Below are 18047 nucleotides of genomic sequence, written 5' to 3'. Positions count from 1 at the left end.
CTTTTACCCCCTTAATGTCTTAAAGTTTTCTTAAATGAGCCAACTCTTTTACCTGAAAGAATGTTCTTCTACTAATGACGAAATATCAAAGTTTTTACTTTATGAAAATTCAGATTTTATCGGACTTCATACTTTCAACCAGACCAAAGGCCGCGGACAGTATGGAAATGTATGGACTCAGACTGCCGGAAAAAACCTCGCTTATACGCTGGCAGTGAACACTCAAAACATCCTGTGTTCCGACTTTATATTCAATTATTATACCGCAATTATTATCAGGGATTTCCTTGCCAAAATGGCTGATCATGACGTCAAAATCAAGTGGCCTAATGATATTATCCTTAAAGGTAAAAAAATAGTGGGAATATTAATAGAAAAGAAAAAAATTAATCGAAATAATTATTTTATCATTGGTGCCGGCATCAATGTCCTGCAGGACAAATTTGATGAAATTTCCAGTGCCGGATCACTTCTGACCCAGACTGGGAAAGAATTTAGCCTTGAGGACCTTGCTTTTCAGCTTCAGGAATTTCTGACGGAAAAACTAAGGAATATTCCTTCTGAAGAAGAAATCCTGAACGAATTCAATAAAAATCTGTTCCGGAAAGACGAAATATCGGTCTTTGAAATTGACAAAGAGAGACAAAATGGCATTATCCGGAATGCAGACCCCCAGGGAGAACTATGGGTTGAGCTGGAAAGCGGAATGCGATCTTTCTATCATAAACAGATAAAACTTCTTTACTGATTGGCTCTTTTAAGGTAGAGATATAAAGTAAGTGGCAGGAATACCATATTGGGCAGCCACATCGCCACCGCCGGAGACAAGCTTTTGTTTTCAGAAACTACTTTTAGAGCCTCAAAAGAAAATACGAACAGAAACGCCAATGAAATTCCTATCGCGAGATTAATTCCCAACCCTCCTCTTTTCTTTTGTGAAGCCAAAGACAACGCCAAAAAGGTAAGAATTATGATAGAGACAGGCATGGAGGTCCGCTGGTGCAGCTCGTTAAGATAAGAGTTCAGGTTACTGTTTCCTCTTTCCTTCTCCCTCTGAATAAATTTCACAAGCTCGGGTGTAGTTTTATTCTGCCCCAATAGCTCATTCGGGAAAAGTTCTTCCGGAGAATGTCCATAGTTTTTTCTCAGCTCTGTTCCGTTGCCCAGCTTCTCCGAGTTGTCTTTATTGATGGTCTTTTCTGAATAATTATTTAAAACAAACTGTTTTTTAGCGGCATCCCAGAATACTTCAGTGGCTTTGAGCTCAAACAACATTCTGCGGTCTTTATCAAATTTCTGATATACGAAGCTGGATCCTCTTTTCTCTCTTTTGTTCCAGGATTCAACAAAAATATATTCGGTTTTGCTGAGCTGTGAGGAAGCGGGTGCCGTTCCTAAGATCTTTTCTTTATTGGCCGCATTATAGGTATAGGCTTCCAGCTCATTTTTCTTGATATTGGCCCATGGAAGCACCATATGATTGACTGTAAGAGACAATAAAGCAATCAGAATGGAAGTGTAAAGATAGGGCTTTGCAAACCTGTGAAAACTCGCACCACTACTGATAATGGCTACAATTTCCGTATTGTTTGCCATTCTGGAGGTGAAGTAGATTACGGTAATAAATACCAGGATAGACAGGAATGTTACCACAAGATTTATAATCCAGAAAGGATAAAAATGGAGAAGAAAATAAACCAGATCCAGTTTAGGATCAATAGCCTTTGCATTTTCAATTCTCGGGATCTTCTGCTGAACATCTATCACAAGGACTACTATAGACAGCAGTATGAGCATGAAACTGAATGTTCCAAGATATTTTTTGATGATATATCTGTCTACGATCTTAAGCATAGTCTTTTAAAGTCTTTGTCTTAGAACAGGAACTACAGAGTTTTTCCACTCATAAAAATCCCCTGCAAGGATATGTTCTCTTGCTACTTTTACCAGATCAAGGTAAAACGCAAGGTTATGGATAGAAGCAATTTGTTTTGCCAGATATTCTTTAGACACAAACAAGTGACGAAGATACGCCTTTGAATATTCTCTGTCTACGAAACTGGTTCCGAATTCGTCCAGAGGAGAAAAATCGCGCTTCCACTTTTCATTTTTAAGGTTCATTACCCCCTGCCATGTAAAGAGCATGGCATTTCTGGCATTTCTTGTCGGCATTACACAATCCATCATATCGATTCCCAGGCCGATAGATTCAAGGATATTCCACGGAGTTCCTACGCCCATCAGGTATCTTGGTTTCTCTTTGGGAAGAATGTCTGTTACTTCATCTGTGATTCTGTACATTTCTTCTTCCGGCTCTCCTACAGAAAGCCCTCCAATAGCATTTCCTTCAGCTCCTGCTTCAGAAATCACTTCAGCAGAAATTTTTCTCAAATCAGAATAGGTAGATCCCTGAACGATTGGGAAAAGCCTTTGTTTGTGGCCATACAGCTCAGGATTATCATTCGTCCAGTCAATACATCTTTTCAGCCATCGGTGGGTAAGCTCCATCGACAATTTTGCCTGGTTATACTCACACGGATATGGAGTACATTCGTCGAAGGCCATAAAAATATCGGCTCCGATCTGTCTTTGAATTTCCATTGATCTTTCAGGAGAGAACATGTGATAGCTTCCATCAATATGGGATTTAAATCTGGCCCCTTCTTCTGTCATTTTCCTGTTGCTCGCCAATGAAAACACCTGAAAACCACCAGAATCTGTAAGAATAGGAAGATCCCAGTTCATAAATTTATGTAAACCACCCGCATCCTGCATTGTTTCCATACCGGGACGAAGGTACAGGTGATAGGTATTTCCCAGAATGATCTGGGCTTTGATATCTTCTTTTAATTCTCTCTGATGAACCGTTTTTACACTAGCCACCGTTCCCACAGGCATAAAAATAGGAGTCTGAATCTTTCCGTGGTCTGTGGTAATCTCCCCTGCTCTTGCTTTTCCTTCAGAGGTTTTTTCTATATTAAAAAATTTCATCCGTATACTTTTTTAATTCACTGTCGCCAGTGACTTCTTTTATATTGGAATGGAATATATTTCTGCATCATTATCTCACCAAAGGAGCTATGCTTCCATTCTTCTTCAGTTTATCGTTTATATATTTTTCCGCTTTAGGATCTTTTTTTAGCAGTATTTCTTTTGCATCATTGGCAATACCATCCATCTGATCTTTAATTACGTAATATTTAAAGCTATCAACAAAATCTGCTGGCTTCACATTATGGGATTTTAGAATAAACCGGGTACCTGCCTCCATATTTTTGTTCAGATACATATAGGTGGCTTGTTCATTAATCGTAAAATCGGCAATAATCTCAGCCATAACCTCTTTATCAACAAGGTTTTTAGGCTTATCAATAAAGTCACTGCATGAAAACAGACCTGTTAACACGAAAATAAAGACCAGCCTATTCATCCAATGTATAAAGGCCTGATGGAACTTTGCATATAAATGTTCCCCTGTATGAGAAGAATGAGTCATGCTCTGTTTCATAATCTGTTGATAAGGGATTTCCACTTTAAGTTTAAAACACCAAAAACTGCTTCATGAATGATTCCCCCGTTCATTTTACTTTCTCCGAGGATCCTGTTGGTAAATATAATGGGAACTTCTACAATTCTGAAGCCTTTCTTATACGCTCTGAATTTCATTTCAATCTGAAATCCATAGCCTTTCAGTCTCACATTATCCAAGCCAATCTCTTCCAGCACTTTCCTGGAAAAGCAAACAAATCCTGCTGTGGTATCATGAATCGGAAGACCTAAAACAAATCTTACATATTTTGATGCAAAATAGGACAGCAAAACCCTCCCCATTGGCCAGTTGACCACATTCACCCCTTTTGAATAGCGTGAGCCAATTACCATATCGGCATTCATACAGGCCTCGAAAAGTTTAGGAAGATCATTAGGATTATGCGAAAAATCAGCATCCATCTCAAAAATATAATCATACTTATACTCAATGGCCCATTTAAAACCATGGATATAAGCCTTTCCCAGACCGTCTTTCACGTGTCTTACCGACAAATGCAGGTGATGCGGATGCCTTTTCTGCAAGGCTTTTACTATGTTTGCAGTTCCATCCGGAGAAGAATCGTCAACCACTAAAATATGAAAGTCGTCCTCCAATGCAAAAACCGCGGAAATAATATTTTCAATATTTTCCTTTTCGTTATAGGTTGGGATGATGACGAGTTTTTTCATTTCAGTCTGCAAAGATAGTTTATTTAACCTTTTTATTTTATACAAAATAATCTATAATTTTGCAAAAATATTTCTCACAGAATATGCAGACGAAAGATCACTTTTGTCCAGCAGATCTGAATGATATGCAAAAACCAGTGAGAAATATAGATTAGCTATTCCATTCACAGATCATGGGAAAAGAAAATCCGTGCCAGCCTGTGAGATGGTACTGTTAAATTAAAACTAAAAAAAAATTAAAATTTGCCAGGATCACCGAACTTCGTCAATCATGTAAGAATACCTGAGAATAATGACTGGGTAATTTTTATTCTTGTAGGCTGCATCTTTTTATATGTTTTCATGATGAACATTATAGAAAGGGACGCGAGCCTCAGAGATTTTCTACTTCAAAAATATTTTGACGCGAGTAACAACCTTCCCAGCTGGATCATCACCTCCTGCGTGATGACTCTTACTTTGTCAGTTTTACTCTCTCAGTATATTCCTGTGGTTCCGAAATTCGTTGCCGACCTGCAGCTTTTTGGATATCAGTTGAATAAATTCGGGTATACTTTACTGGCTGTTCTGTTTTTTTATATCACGAGATCCGCATTGGGATTTCTGTTTTATCAAAGTATAGGTGATGGAAAAAAATGGACTATTTTTTACTTTACCTCCACAAAATTTTATTTTATTCTGTCATTTTTGCTAATAATTCTTTGTGTAGCCCATTATTACTTCCCCATAGACAGAAATAAAATGTTTTTATATTATTTCCTGTTCTTTTCTTTTGTGTTCATCTTCAAGGTTTTTTTCTATTTATTTCACAAGAACAAGATTCTTCCGGAGAAATGGTATTATAAATTTTTGTATATTTGCACGCTCCAAATCGCACCATTATTACTGCTTTGGAAGTTGTTATTTTTTTAATAAATGTCAATGATGAGAATAAAGTCTATATTGGTTTCTCAACCAGCGCCTAGTGAGTCTTCTCCATATCTGGATATTGCAAAGAAGGAAAAAATAAAGATTGATTTCCGTCCATTTATCCATGTCGAGGGGGTAGATAATAAAGAGCTCAGAACACAGAAAATAGATCTGACTCAGTATACCGGTATTATTTTTACCAGTAAAAATGCTATTGACCATTACTTCAGACTTGCAGAAGAACTGCGATTTGCGGTTCCGGATACCATGAGATATATCTGTCAGTCGGAAGCAATTGCCAACTATCTTCAGAAACATATTGTATACCGAAAAAGAAAAATCAGCTTTGGTGAAAAAAACTTCTCAGACCTGCTTCCTCTTTTCAAAAAGTTTCCTACTGAAAAATATCTGTTGCCCTCCTCAGATGTCTTAAGCCCGGATACTATAAAAACCATGGATTCTGCCAATGTGGAATGGACAAGAGCAATCATGTACCGTACTGTATGCAGTGATCTTACGGATATCAACATCAAAGATTATGACATGCTGATCTTCTTCAGCCCGCAGGGAATCAAATCTTTACAGCAAAATTTCCCGGAATTCAAGCAGGAAGAAACAAAGATCGGCGTTTTCGGAAACACGACTTTAGCCGCTGCAGAAGAAGCAGGATTAAAAGTAGACTTAATGGCGCCTACGAAGGAAACTCCTTCTATGACAATGGCCCTTGAAAAATACATTAAGGCTCTTCATAAATAGCCTTTAATACATCTGTCAAACGCCAGCTTTTCTTTGGAAAAGCTGGCGTTTTTGCATCTATCATAAGCAGCAGCAGACCACATCCTTTTTGCTGGCTCAAAAATAAATTTATTTTTCATTATTCATTTTAATTTATTTAATACATTTATGTGTTATTATTTACACAATGTTAAAAATTTAAAAAAATTATTATGAAAAAACTATTACTATGTTTGTTATTATTAACAATAACATTAATCAACGCCCAAAACGACGAATGTTCCGGAGCTACGTTGTTAACAGTGGGAACAGATTTTACTTCGGGAGCCATTACATCTACCAATGTAGGCGCAACTACCGACGGGAATCCTCCTGCCTGCAATTCAGATGCAGTAGACAATACCTGGTTTAAAGTCGTAGTCCCTGCGAGTGGAAATCTTAAAATAGAAACCCAGGAACTTACAGGTTCTTCTTTTGATGATTCAGTACTTACCGTTTATAGTGGAGCCTGCGGTACATTAACAGAAATCGCCTGTGATGACGATAGCGGACAAGATTTTTTCTCTCTTGTTACCTTAACCGGACAAGCTCCGGGCACTACTTTATACATCAATGTATGGAAATATGATTCTGATACCGATAGCGGTGAATTTCAGATTTCTGCCTATCAATTTCAGCCGCCAACCAATGATAATTGTTCCCAGGCAATACCATTAACGGCAGGAACTACTTTTGATGCTGCTGTTTCTACGTTCAGTAACGAAGGAACTACTATTGACGGAACCCCTCCTTCCTGTCAGGTGGACGCTGCCGATAATGTTTGGTTTACCGTAGTGGTTCCTCCCAGCGGGAACATCAGTATTGAAACCCGTGAAGCATCCAATTCTTCCTTTACAGACTCGGTACTTACTGTCTACAGCGGAACCTGCGGATCCTTAACAGAAATTGAATGTGACGATGATGATGGCGAAGGAAGCTTTTCCCTAATCAATTTAACCGGGCAGACTCCCGGAGCAACTTTGTACATCAGTGTTTGGAAATATGAATCTGACACAGACAACGGAGAATTCCAGATTGCAGCTTATGATGCGGCATTATCCACTCATGAGGTATCCAACAGCACCCAAAAGATTCAGGTATCTCCAAATCCTTTCACGGACGTGCTGAACATTTCCGATGTATCCAAAGTAGAATCAGCTTCTATCACTGACGCTTTGGGCAGAGTGGTTAAAACCATTGAAAAACCATCTTCCTCTCTTCAGTTGGGAGAATTAAAAACAGGCGTATATTTTGTGACCTTAAAAATGAATGACGGGACTGTGAAAACAATAAAAACAGTAAAAAAATAACACGATTATCAATATTAGGTATAAAGGCTATCAAAAATCTGATAGCCTTTCTTATATTTGAACAAGAATTAACATTGAAATAAAATTCCTGTATAAAAACTCTTTTTAAGGAGAAAAATATACTGGGAAGTACAAATAATTAATTAATCTGATGAGAGCTCCACAGGCAAAAAAAATAGAAAAAACACTTGAAAAACACGGTGACAGAAGAGTTGACAATTACTTCTGGCTTAATGAAAGGGAAAATCCTGAAGTCACCCAATATCTTGAAGAAGAAAATGCTTATGAAGAATTCATCATGAAAGATACCCAGGATCTTCAGGAAGAGCTTTTTGAGGAGATGAAGGCCCGCTACAAGAAAGATGACGAATCGCTTCCCTATTTTTTTAATGAATACTGGTATATTGTGCGGTATGAAGAAGGTAAGGAATACCCTATCTTCTGCAGAAAGCATAAGAGTCTGGACAATCCGGAGGAAATTGTACTTGATGTCAATCTATTAGCAGAAGGTGAAAATTTCTTTGAAGTCGGAAGCGTGGCGGTAAGCCCGGGCAATGAGCTGGCCTCTTTTTCTTCAGACAACGTAGGACGGAGAATCTATACTTTAAACTTCAAAAATTTAAAAACAGGAGAGATCCTTCCGGATACGATTCCGAATACTACCGGAAAGGCAGTATGGGCTAATGACAACGAGCACGTTTTTTATATCAGAAAAGATAAAAGTTTACGGGCGTTCCAGGTGTACAGGCACCAGCTGGGCACTGATTCTTCCCAAGATGTTCTGATCTTCCATGAGGAAGACGAAACCTTTGATGTCAATGTATTTAAAACAAAATCTTTACAGTATATTTTCATTGCCAGTTCAAGCACCATTTCTGATGAACACCGGTTCATTCCTTCTGACAATGTATTTGCAGATTGGACGGTTATCCAGCCAAGGATTGATGATCTGGAATATTCTGTAGAACATTATGAAGATGAGTTCTACATTATCACCAATGCCGACGATGCCTTTAATTTTAAAATCGTAAAAACCAAAATCACTCATTGTGGGATGGAAAACTGGGTGGATGTGATTCCGCACCGTGCTGAAGTTTTACTGGAAGGTTTTGAAATTTTCCGGGATTACCTCGTCCTTGAGGAAAGAGAGAAAGGATTGCTGCAGATCAAAATCATTGATGAAAAAACACAGAAATCCTATTATCTCCCGTTTTCCGATCCTACCTACACAGCATATATAGGGATCAACCTCGAATTTGACACCAAAGTTCTTCGCTATGGCTATACTTCTTTGACACAGCCCGGCTCTACGTATGAGCACAATATGGAAGATAAAACAACCGTCCTTTTGAAGCAACAGGAAGTGTTGGGTGGAAATTTTTTCCCTGAAAATTATATTTCTGAAAGAATATGGGCAGATTCAAGGGACGGAAAAACAAAAGTTCCGATTTCACTGGTCTATCATAAAGACACGAAAAAATCTGCGGATACCCCACTTCTCCTATATGGGTACGGAAGTTACGGACACACCGTAGACGCAAGCTTTTCGAATGTAAGGCTTTCTATCCTGGACAGGGGTTTCATTTATGCGATTGCCCATATCCGTGGTGGAGAATATCTGGGAAGAGAATGGTATGAAGATGGAAAAATGTTGTTTAAGAAAAATACATTCTTTGACTTTATTGATGCCGGAAAGTATCTGATACAGGAAAATTACACTTCTTCAAAGCATCTTTATGCTATGGGCGGCAGTGCCGGAGGACTTTTGGTAGGTGCAGTAGTCAATTATGAACCTCAGTTATTCAATGGGATCGTTGCACAGGTTCCTTTCGTAGATGTGGTCACCACCATGCTGGATGACACCATCCCTTTAACAACCGGGGAATACGATGAATGGGGCAATCCAAATGACGAAGAATACTATCATTATATGAAGGCGTACTCTCCCTATGACAACGTAGAGGCGAAAGACTATCCGCATATGCTCATTACTACCGGATTCCATGATTCCCAGGTACAATATTGGGAGCCGGCAAAATGGACTGCCAAATTACGTGAACTAAAAACAGATCAGAATATTCTGGTTTTCAAAACAGATATGAGCTCGGGTCACGGAGGCGCAAGCGGAAGATTTGAATCTTTGAAAGAAGATGCTCTGGAATATGCATTCCTTCTGAAGATTGATGCTGAATCGTAATGACAAAACATCATATAGTAAACTGACACTGAAAAGTTATTAAAAGAATTTCTTCAACAGGAAAAACGATGGAGCATTAGCTTTATTATTTAATTATCATTGACAAAATTATGATCAACGAATCCGAATATTGGAAAAAAATAGAACAGTTTTTTGAAGACAACTTCCAGACTGAAAAGAATCCTCCCATCGAAACCCTTTTATTTTTGATCGGGTTGCAGGAGCTGGGAAGCGGCCAGCAGAAATACACAAAAGAAGACAAGGTCAACCTTATCCATATTGCAGTCTGCAGGCTGCTTGAACCATTTGGATATTACAAATTCACGCATTATGAAGACGGGTGGCCACAATTTGAAAAGCTGGAAGACCTTCCGGAGCTCAGACCGAATGAGCAGTCGCTTCTTATGAAAAAAGCAATTATTCAGTATTTTCAGGAGGAAAAACTGATTTAATCTGAAGCACACTGACCTGGAGGCTGATACCAGCAAATTACATTACGATCAAATAACAAATTATACAGGGACAAATAAAGCTTGTCCCTGTTTTTTATATTCTGAAGAATGCAATGGAAATATAGAGTATCCCTTTAGACGGTCTGTTAATTACCTTTCAAATTATTCGAGCCCTAGATTTCCTTTCATTTGAAATTCCTGAGTTTATACTTTTGAATCAGACAGAAGCTCATCAAGCTGATTCAGTCCCATTTTAAATCCTTCTTCAAATCCCATATCCAACACCTGCTTCATCACTTCCTGTGACGGATAATGGATATTGACGGTAACTTTTGTTCCCTCTTCCACTCCTGTAAAGCCAATCAGCCATTTTGACTGTGGAGCTCCTTCTGCCACATTTCCTTCTTCATCACAAAAAGCACTGGTCCAGTCTATACTTCTGTGCTCCATAATTTCCCCATACTCAGACCGGGAATAACCTGCTTTTTCTCCGTTGGGACCAATCATGGTATACAACCAGAGTCCGCCTTCTTTAAAATTCTGTTTTAAAGTTTCACATCTCCATGGCTTTGGTCCCCACCATTGGTCAAGTAATTCCGCCTGGGTAAAATGGCTCCAGACTTCTGAGACCTCTGCATCATAAACCTTCATCACATAGGCCGTGTTGGCGTCAAAATCTTTGTTGAAAATGATATTAGATTCCATAAGTATTATTTTTAATAAAGTTAACAATTTAATTGCTGACAGGACTTTTCATATGACAAGTAAAGGATAATTCCTAAATAATTGTTAAAAAACACTCTTTTAAGAAAAATAAAACAATTTTCTGGCTCGTTTTTTGTTTATGTAGTCTTAAAACAATTAATTTTAACATTCATTTTTCCAAAACATATATATTTAAGTAATGAATAATAAATTCATCCCAATAATTTCGGTGTTTATGACGATCTCACTGATTGTCTTTGTTACGCTCCAATTTTATTGGCTGAAAGGCTATTATGGCGTCCTGGAACAGGATTTCTCCAACAAAGTCTATGCTGTTTTGGAAAGTACCTCAAAAAGTATTGAAGAAATTGAGGCGGATAAATATCTGAATCAGGATTATAAAAATTTCAGAAAAAATATTCTTGCCAACAACAAACAGCCTTCTCTGACGACCATTCAGCAGGTGGAAGATTCCGGAACCCAGAGACAGATCATCTATTCCAAGAATATTATTGAGAAAACACAGCTTCCGATTTCAAAAAAGGGAGATTCTATAAAGCTCACCACTCTATATACTGATGAAGCCGCTTATAAAATCAAGAGAGACACGACGAACCGTGAGCTTCTTACCGCCGACATCAATCAGGACATTGAAACCGGTGATTACTCGATGAAAGAGTTTGTAAAAGTGTATGGAAATAATCTTCCCATTACCAAAAGAGTAGACTCTAAATCCCTGGATTCTGTGATTGCGAAAGAACTTAAAATAAGGGGAATCACTGCAAAATTCGGATATGGAGTTATTGACCGAAACAACAAGCTTACCAGCATTGCCAATAAGGCCTATAAAGAGAAAAAAGACAGCAATACGTACAGCTATCCACTTTTCACGGATAAGAAAAATACATTGTACAGCCTTGCGCTGGTTTTCCCAAAAAAAGAATATTCTCTGGCAATGAACAACTGGCCGATGCTTTTAGGAACATTTCTTTCTCTCCTCACCATTCTGGGCATTTATATTATCTCTATTAATTATATGATGCGGCAGAAGAAGCTTGCGGAAGTAAAGACGGATTTCATCAACAATATGTCACATGAATTCAAGACACCGCTGGCTACCATTTCTGTAGCCACAGATTCTCTGGCTAATGATAAGATCGCAACCAATCCGGATAAGGTAAAATATTACTCAGAACTGATCAAACAGGAGAACTTACGGATGAAGAAGCAGGTGGAAAACGTACTGAATATGTCTAAGCTTGAAAGAAATGAGGTAGAGCTGTTCCTTAGAGAAACCAATGTAAGGGAGCTCATCAAAAAAACCACAGAATCATTTAATCTTATTGTACAGCAGAGAAACGGATCCCTGACCCAGAAATTCACGGCAACTCATTATACGTTCAAAATCGATGAGTTCCACATTTCCAATATGCTGGTCAACCTGCTGGACAATGCCAATAAATACTCCCCTGAAGCTCCTGAAATTCATGTAGAAACAAGGAATGAAGGTCATTGGTATGTCATTGAGGTATCCGATAAGGGAATGGGAATGGAAACCCAGAACAAAACTAAAATTTTCGAGAAATTCTTCAGAGAAGAGACCGGAAATATCCATAACGTAAAAGGACAGGGACTGGGCCTATCCTATGTAAAAAAGATTGTAGAACTCCACAAAGGACAGATTATTGTAGACTCTAACAAAGGGAATGGAAGTACGTTTACCATAAAACTTCCTATGAGCTGAAAAAAATAATATATGATTGACAATCATGTATTGTATATCAATAGTAAACCAAATATCAAAATATAAGAAGATAGAGTGAGAAAGTTCATTCTAATTGTTAATTATTAATTAGTAAAATTATGAGCAACAGAATATTATTAGTAGAGGACGATCAGAGTTTTGGGGCGGTGCTTAAAGATTATTTAACGATCAATAATTTTGAAGTAACGCTGGCCACTGACGGAGAGCAGGGATTGAAAGAATTTACAGAAAATGAATTCGACATCTGCATATTTGATGTAATGATGCCTAAAAAGGACGGATTTTCACTGGCTGAAGATGTAAAGAAGATTGACAAGAATACACCGATCATCTTCCTTACTGCAAGAAACATGAGAGAAGACATATTGAAAGGATATCAACTGGGCGCTGATGACTACATCACAAAACCTTTTGATACCGAACTTCTTTTATACAAAATCAAAGCTATTCTTCAGAGAAGCTCAACACTGGAAAATGAAGAGCAGGAACAGTTCAAGATCAGTAACATCTTCTTCGACTCTATGCTGAGACAATTAAAAGTAGGTGATAAAGAATACAAACTATCTCCAAAAGAAAACGAACTTCTGAAGCTCCTTTGTATTCACAGAAATGACTTTATGCCAAGAGACCTTGCCCTGAGAAAGATCTGGAAAAAAGAGAACTACTTTACGGCAAGAAGTATGGACGTATATATTGCCAAGCTTCGTAAATTATTAAAAGATGACGAAGGACTGGAGATCATCAACGTTCACGGTGAAGGATTCAGACTTCTGGTAAAAAATTAATCTGAAAACCGGATTATAAATATAAAATTAGCAAAACAATTCAAAATGTTTTGCTAATTTTGTTTCATACCCAAGGATATGAAGAATACATGTATAGGTTTAATGGCTGTATCCCTATTGGCAGCCTCTTGTAAAAAAGACGAAAGAGCCACCTACTTAAAGGAAGAAGCAAATATTCAGCCCGTAACCGCATTGAATGCAACACCAAGGACCTCCCTGATGGACCAGGCAGGAATACAGTCCAATACCAGCCCTGCCCCTATGGCCAGTGCTCCTGGAATGAATCCTCCGCATGGACAGCCGGGACACCGTTGTGATATTCCGGTAGGACAGCCCCTGAACAGCCAGCCTGCTGCAGCTCCGGTTTCACAAAACATCAATGTAGGAGCAAACAATGCAATTCAGATTGATCCAAATGCTGTTTCTCCAGGAAAAATAGCTATTGATAATGCCGGAAAAGAAATTAAAACTGCCCCCGGTATGAACCCTCCTCACGGGCAGCCGGGACACCGTTGTGATATTCCTGTTGGAAAACCACTGAACAGTAAGCCTGCCCCTGCGCCTCAACCGGTTCAGAATACCGTTCAAACCGCTCCTGCCCCATCCCCTGCACAAAACCTTGCCATGGGAGAAAAACCAAAAGTAAATCCTGCTCACGGAGAGCCATGGCACATTTGCTCTGTAAATGTTGGTGATCCTTTACCATAAATTTTGTATTTTTGCAGATATGAAGCTGTTTCACCTATTGGCAATAGTTTTTTGTTTAGGAATTTTCTTAATTCCTAAGGATAGCTTCTACACTCAATCTATGCAGCAAACCTGTTGTAAAGCAGAGTCAGAAAACAGTGACTGCTGTAAGAATCATTCTTCAGAAAAAGACGGCAAAAGCGATGCTTCAACGTCATGCCATGATGACTGCTGCTCGTCATGCGTTGCCTGCTACACTTTTATTGAAACTCCTTTTTCAAAGAATCTGCGTCTGGAACTGTCTTATTATAAAGCCAATAAGAATCCTCAGTTCCAATATTCAGATCCTTATCTTTCAGACCGTTTAAAGGAAATCTGGCAGCCACCTAAGATAAGTTAATTAAACACAGCCTGTTCATTACAGTTGGTAGTGAACCGTTTTTTTAATTAATCTAAACTTTTAAACAAAATGAAATTATATATTTCCAGGTTGATACTTGGTACATTATTCTTATTTACCCAATTTATATCCGCTCAAAGTCTTTCAAAAAATCAGTTCAAGGTAAAGGGGAACTGCGAAATGTGCAAAACAAGAATTGAAGGTGCAGCCAAAAAAGCAGGTGCCAAAAAGGCGGAATACTCTATTGACCTTCAAACATTAACTTTAGAAACCGACCCAGGTTCGGCAGAAGATATTCTGAAAAAGGTAGCGAAAGCAGGACATGACAATGAGAAATTTAGGGCATCCAAAGAAGTTTATGATGGACTTCCGGGATGCTGTCATTATGAAAGAGATCTGCAAGAGACCGTTTCCCAAACCGTAACCCAGGCGCCTTATTCTAAACAGGAAAATGAATATTTTGTAAGGGGAAACTGCGCATCATGCAAAGCAAGAATTGAGAAAGCAGCCAAAGGTGCAGGAGCAGATTTCGCAGAATGGAATGCAGAAAAACAAACCGTTATCCTCCATTTTAACGGATCAAAAACCTCTTCAGATACCATTTTAAAAGCAATTGCTGATGCCGGTCATGACAATGAAAAATACAGAACTCCGGATACTGTTTATAATGGGCTTCCCGCCTGTTGCCTGTATGACAGAGATTTTACTTTTGGTGAACCTAATCCAAAAGTGCATAATGAAGAAGGAGCAAAACACGAAAATCACCAGCAACATGAGACTGCCGCAAATGAAGGACACAGCCAGCATGAAAAAAATATTGAAGGTGTTGTGGTAACCGGATCCAAAGCAGCCACCTCCTTAAATAAAAAAGAAACGGGCCTGGTTTTTAATATTGACAAAAAAGAACTGCTAAAGGCAGCTTGCTGTAATCTATCGGAGAGTTTTGAAACCAATGCTACCGTAGATGTTTCTTTCAGCAATGCCGTTACTGGTACCAAGCAGCTGAAAATGCTGGGGCTGGATCAGAAATATACAAGTCTCACCAAAGAACAATTGCCCGAAATCAGAGGGTTAGCCTCCGCTTACGGATTGAATTTTATTCCCGGAAGATGGATAGAGAGTATCCAGCTGACTAAAGGAGGAAGTACCGTAACGAATGGATACGAAAGCATTACAGGACAGATCAATACCGAACTTTTGAAGAATGCGAAGACTCCTGAAACGTCCTTGAACCTTTTTTCTGATTTTAATGGAAGAGCCGAAGCCAACATCACCAGTGTTTCCCCTATCAATGATAAGTGGTCACAAACATTTTTACTTCATGGAAACGGAACTTTTGGAAATACGGACATGAATCATGACGGCTTTCTTGACCGGCCTAAAGGAACACAGATCAATGCGGCCTACCTTCTTAATTATAACGACCTGGAAAAATCAGGATTCGGGTCTCACTTCGGTATTAATTTTATCCGTGATGAAAGAACAGCAGGGCAAGTAGGTTATGATAAAAGATTAGCCCAGGACGAGCAGTATGCTTACGGAGTGGGAATCGACATTTCAAGATTTCAGGTCTGGAACAAAACCGGATATGTTTTTAAAGGAAAACCATACCAGAGCATTGGATGGATGAACCAGTATGTATATCATCAGCAGGATAGCTTTTTCGGATTGAGAAACTATGCAGGAAAGCAACATACCTATTATTCCAATTTAATTTTTGAAAGTATCATTGGAAATACCAATCACAAGTATAAGGCAGGAGCAAGTTTTCTATATGACGGATATGAAGAAACGTATCTGATAAATGATTTTAAGAGAAACGAAATTGTTCCAGGAATATTTGCAGAATATACACTGACAGGTTTAAAATATACCTTGGTAGCAGGAACAAGGGTAGATTTCCACAATCTGGCAGGAACTCAGCTTACGCCAAGGCTTAATTTTAAATATGATTTCACTCCGCAGACGATCTTAAGACTTTCTGCCGGAAGAGGGTTCAGAACTGCCAATGTTTTTGCTGAAAGCCAGCAGTATTTTGCCTCCAACAGATCGATTAGCATCTTGCCAAACGGAGGAAATATTTATGGCTTAAAACCTGAAATTGCCTGGAACTACGGAGCCAGTTTACAGCAGGAGTTTAAGCTTTTTGGAAGAAAATCCAGCATTATTGCCGACTTCTTCAGAACAGATTTCCAGGATCAGGTTTTGGTAGATCTTGACCGCTCTCCACAGCAACTGACTTTTTATAACCTGGAAGGTAAGTCGTTTGCCAATTCATTCCAGACCCAGTGGGATTTCACACCTTTCAAAAATTTTGATGTACGACTTGCCTATAAATATTATGATGTACAGGCCGATTATATCGGAGGAAGAAGAGAAGTTCCTTTCATGGCCAAGCACAGGGGCTTTGTGAACCTTGCGTATGCAACCCATAAAAATGATAAAGGAAGCTTCTGGAGTTTTGATACCACCTTAAACTGGGTAGGAAAGCAAAGGCTTCCGGATACGGCAAGCAATCCACAGGAATTCCAGCTGCCGGCTTATTCTAATTCTTATGCAGTACTGAATGCTCAGATTTCAAGAAACTTCAATAAAAAAATCAGAGCTTACGTAGGAGGTGAAAACCTTACTTCATACTATCAGAAAAATGCGATTGTAGATTTTAAGAATCCTTTCGGCAATTATTTTGACGGCGGTATGGTGTATGCGCCTATTATGAAAGCCAATTTTTATGTAGGACTTGATGTAACATTTTAAAAGAATTCAATATATATATCAAAAAAACAGCATCAAATTGATGCTGTTTCCTATTTAAACATTCATATTTAGCATTAATAACGATGGGACAGATCCCCAAGATTATTAATACAATTCTTTCTCGATAGGCAGACAAAGTATATTTCCCTTCTTCATCATTCGGAAGTCATCAAAATAAAATCTTACGTCTAACCCTTTAACTTTATGGATAGTTACTTCGTTTTCACGTGAGCAAATGAGATCGAAAAGGCCGTCTTCTATTCTTTGAAGCTCCCAGTTTTGAACTTCACAATCCAGACCAGGCTGTTCCTGTTGATTGACGATAAGGTCCAGAAGCCAGAAGCAGTTTTCATTAACAGCTACATTATTAATTCCTTCTGTGATTTTATAGCCTTCTTTATACTCATATAACGTGTCCGCAAATGTATAAATGTCATAAAGGTCATTTGCAGAGTTTTTAATTTTGTAATGCTTGTTACCAATCATGAGGTTATTGATTTTATAAGTTCTCGTTTAATTATTAATTTTAAATCCAGACATTTTTAACATGGTTATGTTAAATTTGTTTTTTATCTTTGACAAATATAGTCTAAATTTAGACCAATTTAAGAAATTATGGACAAAATTCAAACCATAAAAGAAAGAATTTTCTTTTTTCTTGAAAAAAGAGGGATTAAAAAGGAAACTTTTTATAAAGAAACAGGGATGTCACCCTCCAATTTTAAAGGAGCCGGACTAAAAAGTGACCTAGGAGTAGACAAGCTTGCAAAGATTTTACATGTTTATCCGGAACTCAAGGAAAATGAGAACTTAATATGGTTGGTAACCGGTAATGGTCAGTTGAATCAGAATTTGCATTCTAAAAAGGATCAGCAGGAGTTGAGTCTTCAGCATGAAGAGACCAATGAAAAACTGGGGGATTTGCTGGCCAGTTTATTTGCACAATATAACGCACAGGATAAGGGGATCTTATTTATCCAGAGTCAGATTTCAAGAATTGAAAAAAAATACGATGAGGCTATTCTAAAGCAGAATGCCTATTTGGAAGAAATTCTATCGCTTACGAAAACGGCTGTGAAATAGGA

Annotated in this window: 18 protein-coding genes; 12 read left to right on the top strand and 6 right to left on the bottom strand. The window is 38.3% G+C overall.

Annotation, left to right across the window (positions count from 1 at the left end; genetic code table 11):
- Nucleotides 1-34: 34 nt before the first annotated feature.
- Nucleotides 35-748: a biotin--[acetyl-CoA-carboxylase] ligase gene (locus DRF67_RS04950; protein WP_115927227.1), complete on the top strand. Its 714-nt coding sequence runs from the start codon at nt 35-37 to the stop codon at nt 746-748.
- On the opposite strand, the gene DRF67_RS04945 is transcribed toward DRF67_RS04950, so the two are convergent.
- From DRF67_RS04945 to DRF67_RS04930, 4 genes are all read right to left on the bottom strand, one after another.
- The gene (locus tag DRF67_RS04945) at nt 742-1854 is read right to left on the bottom strand and encodes an LptF/LptG family permease (protein ID WP_115927226.1); all 1113 of its coding nucleotides are present in this window, start codon (nt 1852-1854) and stop codon (nt 742-744) included. The genes DRF67_RS04950 and DRF67_RS04945 overlap by 7 nt on opposite strands.
- A gap of 6 nt (nt 1855-1860) precedes the next feature.
- Nucleotides 1861-2991: a tRNA guanosine(34) transglycosylase Tgt gene (gene tgt, locus DRF67_RS04940; RefSeq protein ID WP_115927225.1), complete on the bottom strand. Its 1131-nt coding sequence runs from the start codon at nt 2989-2991 to the stop codon at nt 1861-1863.
- Nucleotides 2992-3061: 70 nt separating this feature from the next.
- Nucleotides 3062-3508, bottom strand: a complete 447-nt coding sequence (locus DRF67_RS04935; RefSeq protein ID WP_228435737.1) for a DUF4296 domain-containing protein — start codon at nt 3506-3508, stop codon at nt 3062-3064.
- Complete coding sequence (locus DRF67_RS04930) at nt 3505-4221, bottom strand: polyprenol monophosphomannose synthase (protein ID WP_115927224.1); 717 nt, start codon at nt 4219-4221, stop codon at nt 3505-3507. Before DRF67_RS04930 ends, DRF67_RS04935 begins: the two co-directional genes overlap by 4 nt.
- 243 nt (nt 4222-4464) lie before the next feature.
- On the opposite strand from DRF67_RS04930, the gene DRF67_RS04925 reads away from it, so the two are divergent.
- The 5 genes from DRF67_RS04925 to DRF67_RS04905 all read left to right on the top strand — a co-directional run bounded on the left by DRF67_RS04925 (nt 4465) and on the right by DRF67_RS04905 (nt 9863).
- On the top strand, nt 4465-5133 hold the full coding sequence (locus DRF67_RS04925; protein ID WP_115927223.1) for a DUF4271 domain-containing protein: 669 nt from the start codon (nt 4465-4467) through the stop codon (nt 5131-5133).
- Nucleotides 5134-5145: 12 nt separating this feature from the next.
- Complete coding sequence (locus DRF67_RS04920; RefSeq protein WP_115927222.1) at nt 5146-5886, top strand: uroporphyrinogen-III synthase; 741 nt, start codon at nt 5146-5148, stop codon at nt 5884-5886.
- Nucleotides 5887-6077: 191 nt separating this feature from the next.
- Nucleotides 6078-7214, top strand: a complete 1137-nt coding sequence (locus DRF67_RS04915) for a T9SS type A sorting domain-containing protein (protein ID WP_115927221.1) — start codon at nt 6078-6080, stop codon at nt 7212-7214.
- 151 nt (nt 7215-7365) lie between these two features.
- The gene (locus DRF67_RS04910) at nt 7366-9411 is read left to right on the top strand and encodes a S9 family peptidase (RefSeq protein WP_115927220.1); all 2046 of its coding nucleotides are present in this window, start codon (nt 7366-7368) and stop codon (nt 9409-9411) included.
- 110 nt (nt 9412-9521) lie between these two features.
- Nucleotides 9522-9863 carry a hypothetical protein gene (locus DRF67_RS04905; protein ID WP_115927219.1) on the top strand — a complete coding sequence of 114 codons (342 nt, stop codon included), beginning with the start codon at nt 9522-9524 and terminating at the stop codon, nt 9861-9863.
- A gap of 204 nt (nt 9864-10067) precedes the next feature.
- Here DRF67_RS04905 and DRF67_RS04900 read toward each other — a convergent pair whose 3' ends face one another.
- The gene (locus DRF67_RS04900) at nt 10068-10568 is read right to left on the bottom strand and encodes an SRPBCC family protein (RefSeq protein ID WP_115927218.1); all 501 of its coding nucleotides are present in this window, start codon (nt 10566-10568) and stop codon (nt 10068-10070) included.
- Between the two features lie 199 nt (nt 10569-10767).
- Here DRF67_RS04900 and DRF67_RS04895 point away from each other — a divergent pair, with 199 nt between their 5' ends.
- From DRF67_RS04895 to DRF67_RS04875, 5 genes are all read left to right on the top strand, one after another.
- Nucleotides 10768-12312 (top strand): sensor histidine kinase, encoded by a 1545-nt coding sequence (locus tag DRF67_RS04895; protein WP_115927217.1) that lies wholly within the window; start codon nt 10768-10770, stop codon nt 12310-12312.
- Between the two features lie 119 nt (nt 12313-12431).
- The gene (locus DRF67_RS04890) at nt 12432-13118 is read left to right on the top strand and encodes a response regulator transcription factor (RefSeq protein ID WP_002982671.1); all 687 of its coding nucleotides are present in this window, start codon (nt 12432-12434) and stop codon (nt 13116-13118) included.
- A 78-nt stretch (nt 13119-13196) separates the two neighbouring features.
- The gene (locus DRF67_RS04885; protein ID WP_115927216.1) at nt 13197-13826 is read left to right on the top strand and encodes a hypothetical protein; all 630 of its coding nucleotides are present in this window, start codon (nt 13197-13199) and stop codon (nt 13824-13826) included.
- A gap of 100 nt (nt 13827-13926) precedes the next feature.
- The gene (locus tag DRF67_RS04880) at nt 13927-14205 is read left to right on the top strand and encodes a hypothetical protein (protein ID WP_228435736.1); all 279 of its coding nucleotides are present in this window, start codon (nt 13927-13929) and stop codon (nt 14203-14205) included.
- A 69-nt stretch (nt 14206-14274) separates the two neighbouring features.
- Nucleotides 14275-16962, top strand: coding sequence for a TonB-dependent receptor domain-containing protein (locus tag DRF67_RS04875; RefSeq protein WP_115927215.1), 2688 nt, complete (start codon nt 14275-14277; stop codon nt 16960-16962).
- 105 nt (nt 16963-17067) lie between these two features.
- Here DRF67_RS04875 and DRF67_RS04870 read toward each other — a convergent pair whose 3' ends face one another.
- Nucleotides 17068-17448, bottom strand: coding sequence for a DUF6876 family protein (locus DRF67_RS04870; RefSeq protein WP_115927214.1), 381 nt, complete (start codon nt 17446-17448; stop codon nt 17068-17070).
- 129 nt (nt 17449-17577) lie between these two features.
- Between DRF67_RS04870 and DRF67_RS04865 the strand changes: the two genes are divergently transcribed.
- Nucleotides 17578-18045: a hypothetical protein gene (locus DRF67_RS04865; protein ID WP_115927213.1), complete on the top strand. Its 468-nt coding sequence runs from the start codon at nt 17578-17580 to the stop codon at nt 18043-18045.
- Nucleotides 18046-18047 lie beyond the last annotated feature (2 nt).

The organism is Chryseobacterium pennipullorum (assembly GCF_003384725.1).
In the GTDB taxonomy this organism is placed as follows: Bacteria; Bacteroidota; Bacteroidia; order Flavobacteriales; family Weeksellaceae; genus Chryseobacterium; species Chryseobacterium pennipullorum.
This window is presented reverse-complemented; position numbering and strand designations above follow the sequence as displayed.

Coding starts and splice junctions, on each gene's coding strand:
- DRF67_RS04930 (WP_115927224.1), bottom strand. CDS start 4,221: ATGAAAAAACTCGTCATCATCCCAACCTATAACGAAAAGGAAAATATT.
- DRF67_RS04945 (WP_115927226.1), bottom strand. CDS start 1,854: ATGCTTAAGATCGTAGACAGATATATCATCAAAAAATATCTTGGAACA.
- DRF67_RS04880 (WP_228435736.1), top strand. CDS start 13,927: ATGCAGCAAACCTGTTGTAAAGCAGAGTCAGAAAACAGTGACTGCTGT.
- DRF67_RS04935 (WP_228435737.1), bottom strand. CDS start 3,508: ATGAAACAGAGCATGACTCATTCTTCTCATACAGGGGAACATTTATAT.
- DRF67_RS04920 (WP_115927222.1), top strand. CDS start 5,146: ATGAGAATAAAGTCTATATTGGTTTCTCAACCAGCGCCTAGTGAGTCT.
- DRF67_RS04900 (WP_115927218.1), bottom strand. CDS start 10,568: ATGGAATCTAATATCATTTTCAACAAAGATTTTGACGCCAACACGGCC.
- DRF67_RS04875 (WP_115927215.1), top strand. CDS start 14,275: ATGAAATTATATATTTCCAGGTTGATACTTGGTACATTATTCTTATTT.
- DRF67_RS04950 (WP_115927227.1), top strand. CDS start 35: ATGAGCCAACTCTTTTACCTGAAAGAATGTTCTTCTACTAATGACGAA.
- DRF67_RS04905 (WP_115927219.1), top strand. CDS start 9,522: ATGATCAACGAATCCGAATATTGGAAAAAAATAGAACAGTTTTTTGAA.
- DRF67_RS04915 (WP_115927221.1), top strand. CDS start 6,078: ATGAAAAAACTATTACTATGTTTGTTATTATTAACAATAACATTAATC.
- DRF67_RS04895 (WP_115927217.1), top strand. CDS start 10,768: ATGAATAATAAATTCATCCCAATAATTTCGGTGTTTATGACGATCTCA.
- DRF67_RS04910 (WP_115927220.1), top strand. CDS start 7,366: ATGAGAGCTCCACAGGCAAAAAAAATAGAAAAAACACTTGAAAAACAC.
- tgt (WP_115927225.1), bottom strand. CDS start 2,991: ATGAAATTTTTTAATATAGAAAAAACCTCTGAAGGAAAAGCAAGAGCA.
- DRF67_RS04865 (WP_115927213.1), top strand. CDS start 17,578: ATGGACAAAATTCAAACCATAAAAGAAAGAATTTTCTTTTTTCTTGAA.
- DRF67_RS04870 (WP_115927214.1), bottom strand. CDS start 17,448: ATGATTGGTAACAAGCATTACAAAATTAAAAACTCTGCAAATGACCTT.
- DRF67_RS04890 (WP_002982671.1), top strand. CDS start 12,432: ATGAGCAACAGAATATTATTAGTAGAGGACGATCAGAGTTTTGGGGCG.
- DRF67_RS04885 (WP_115927216.1), top strand. CDS start 13,197: ATGAAGAATACATGTATAGGTTTAATGGCTGTATCCCTATTGGCAGCC.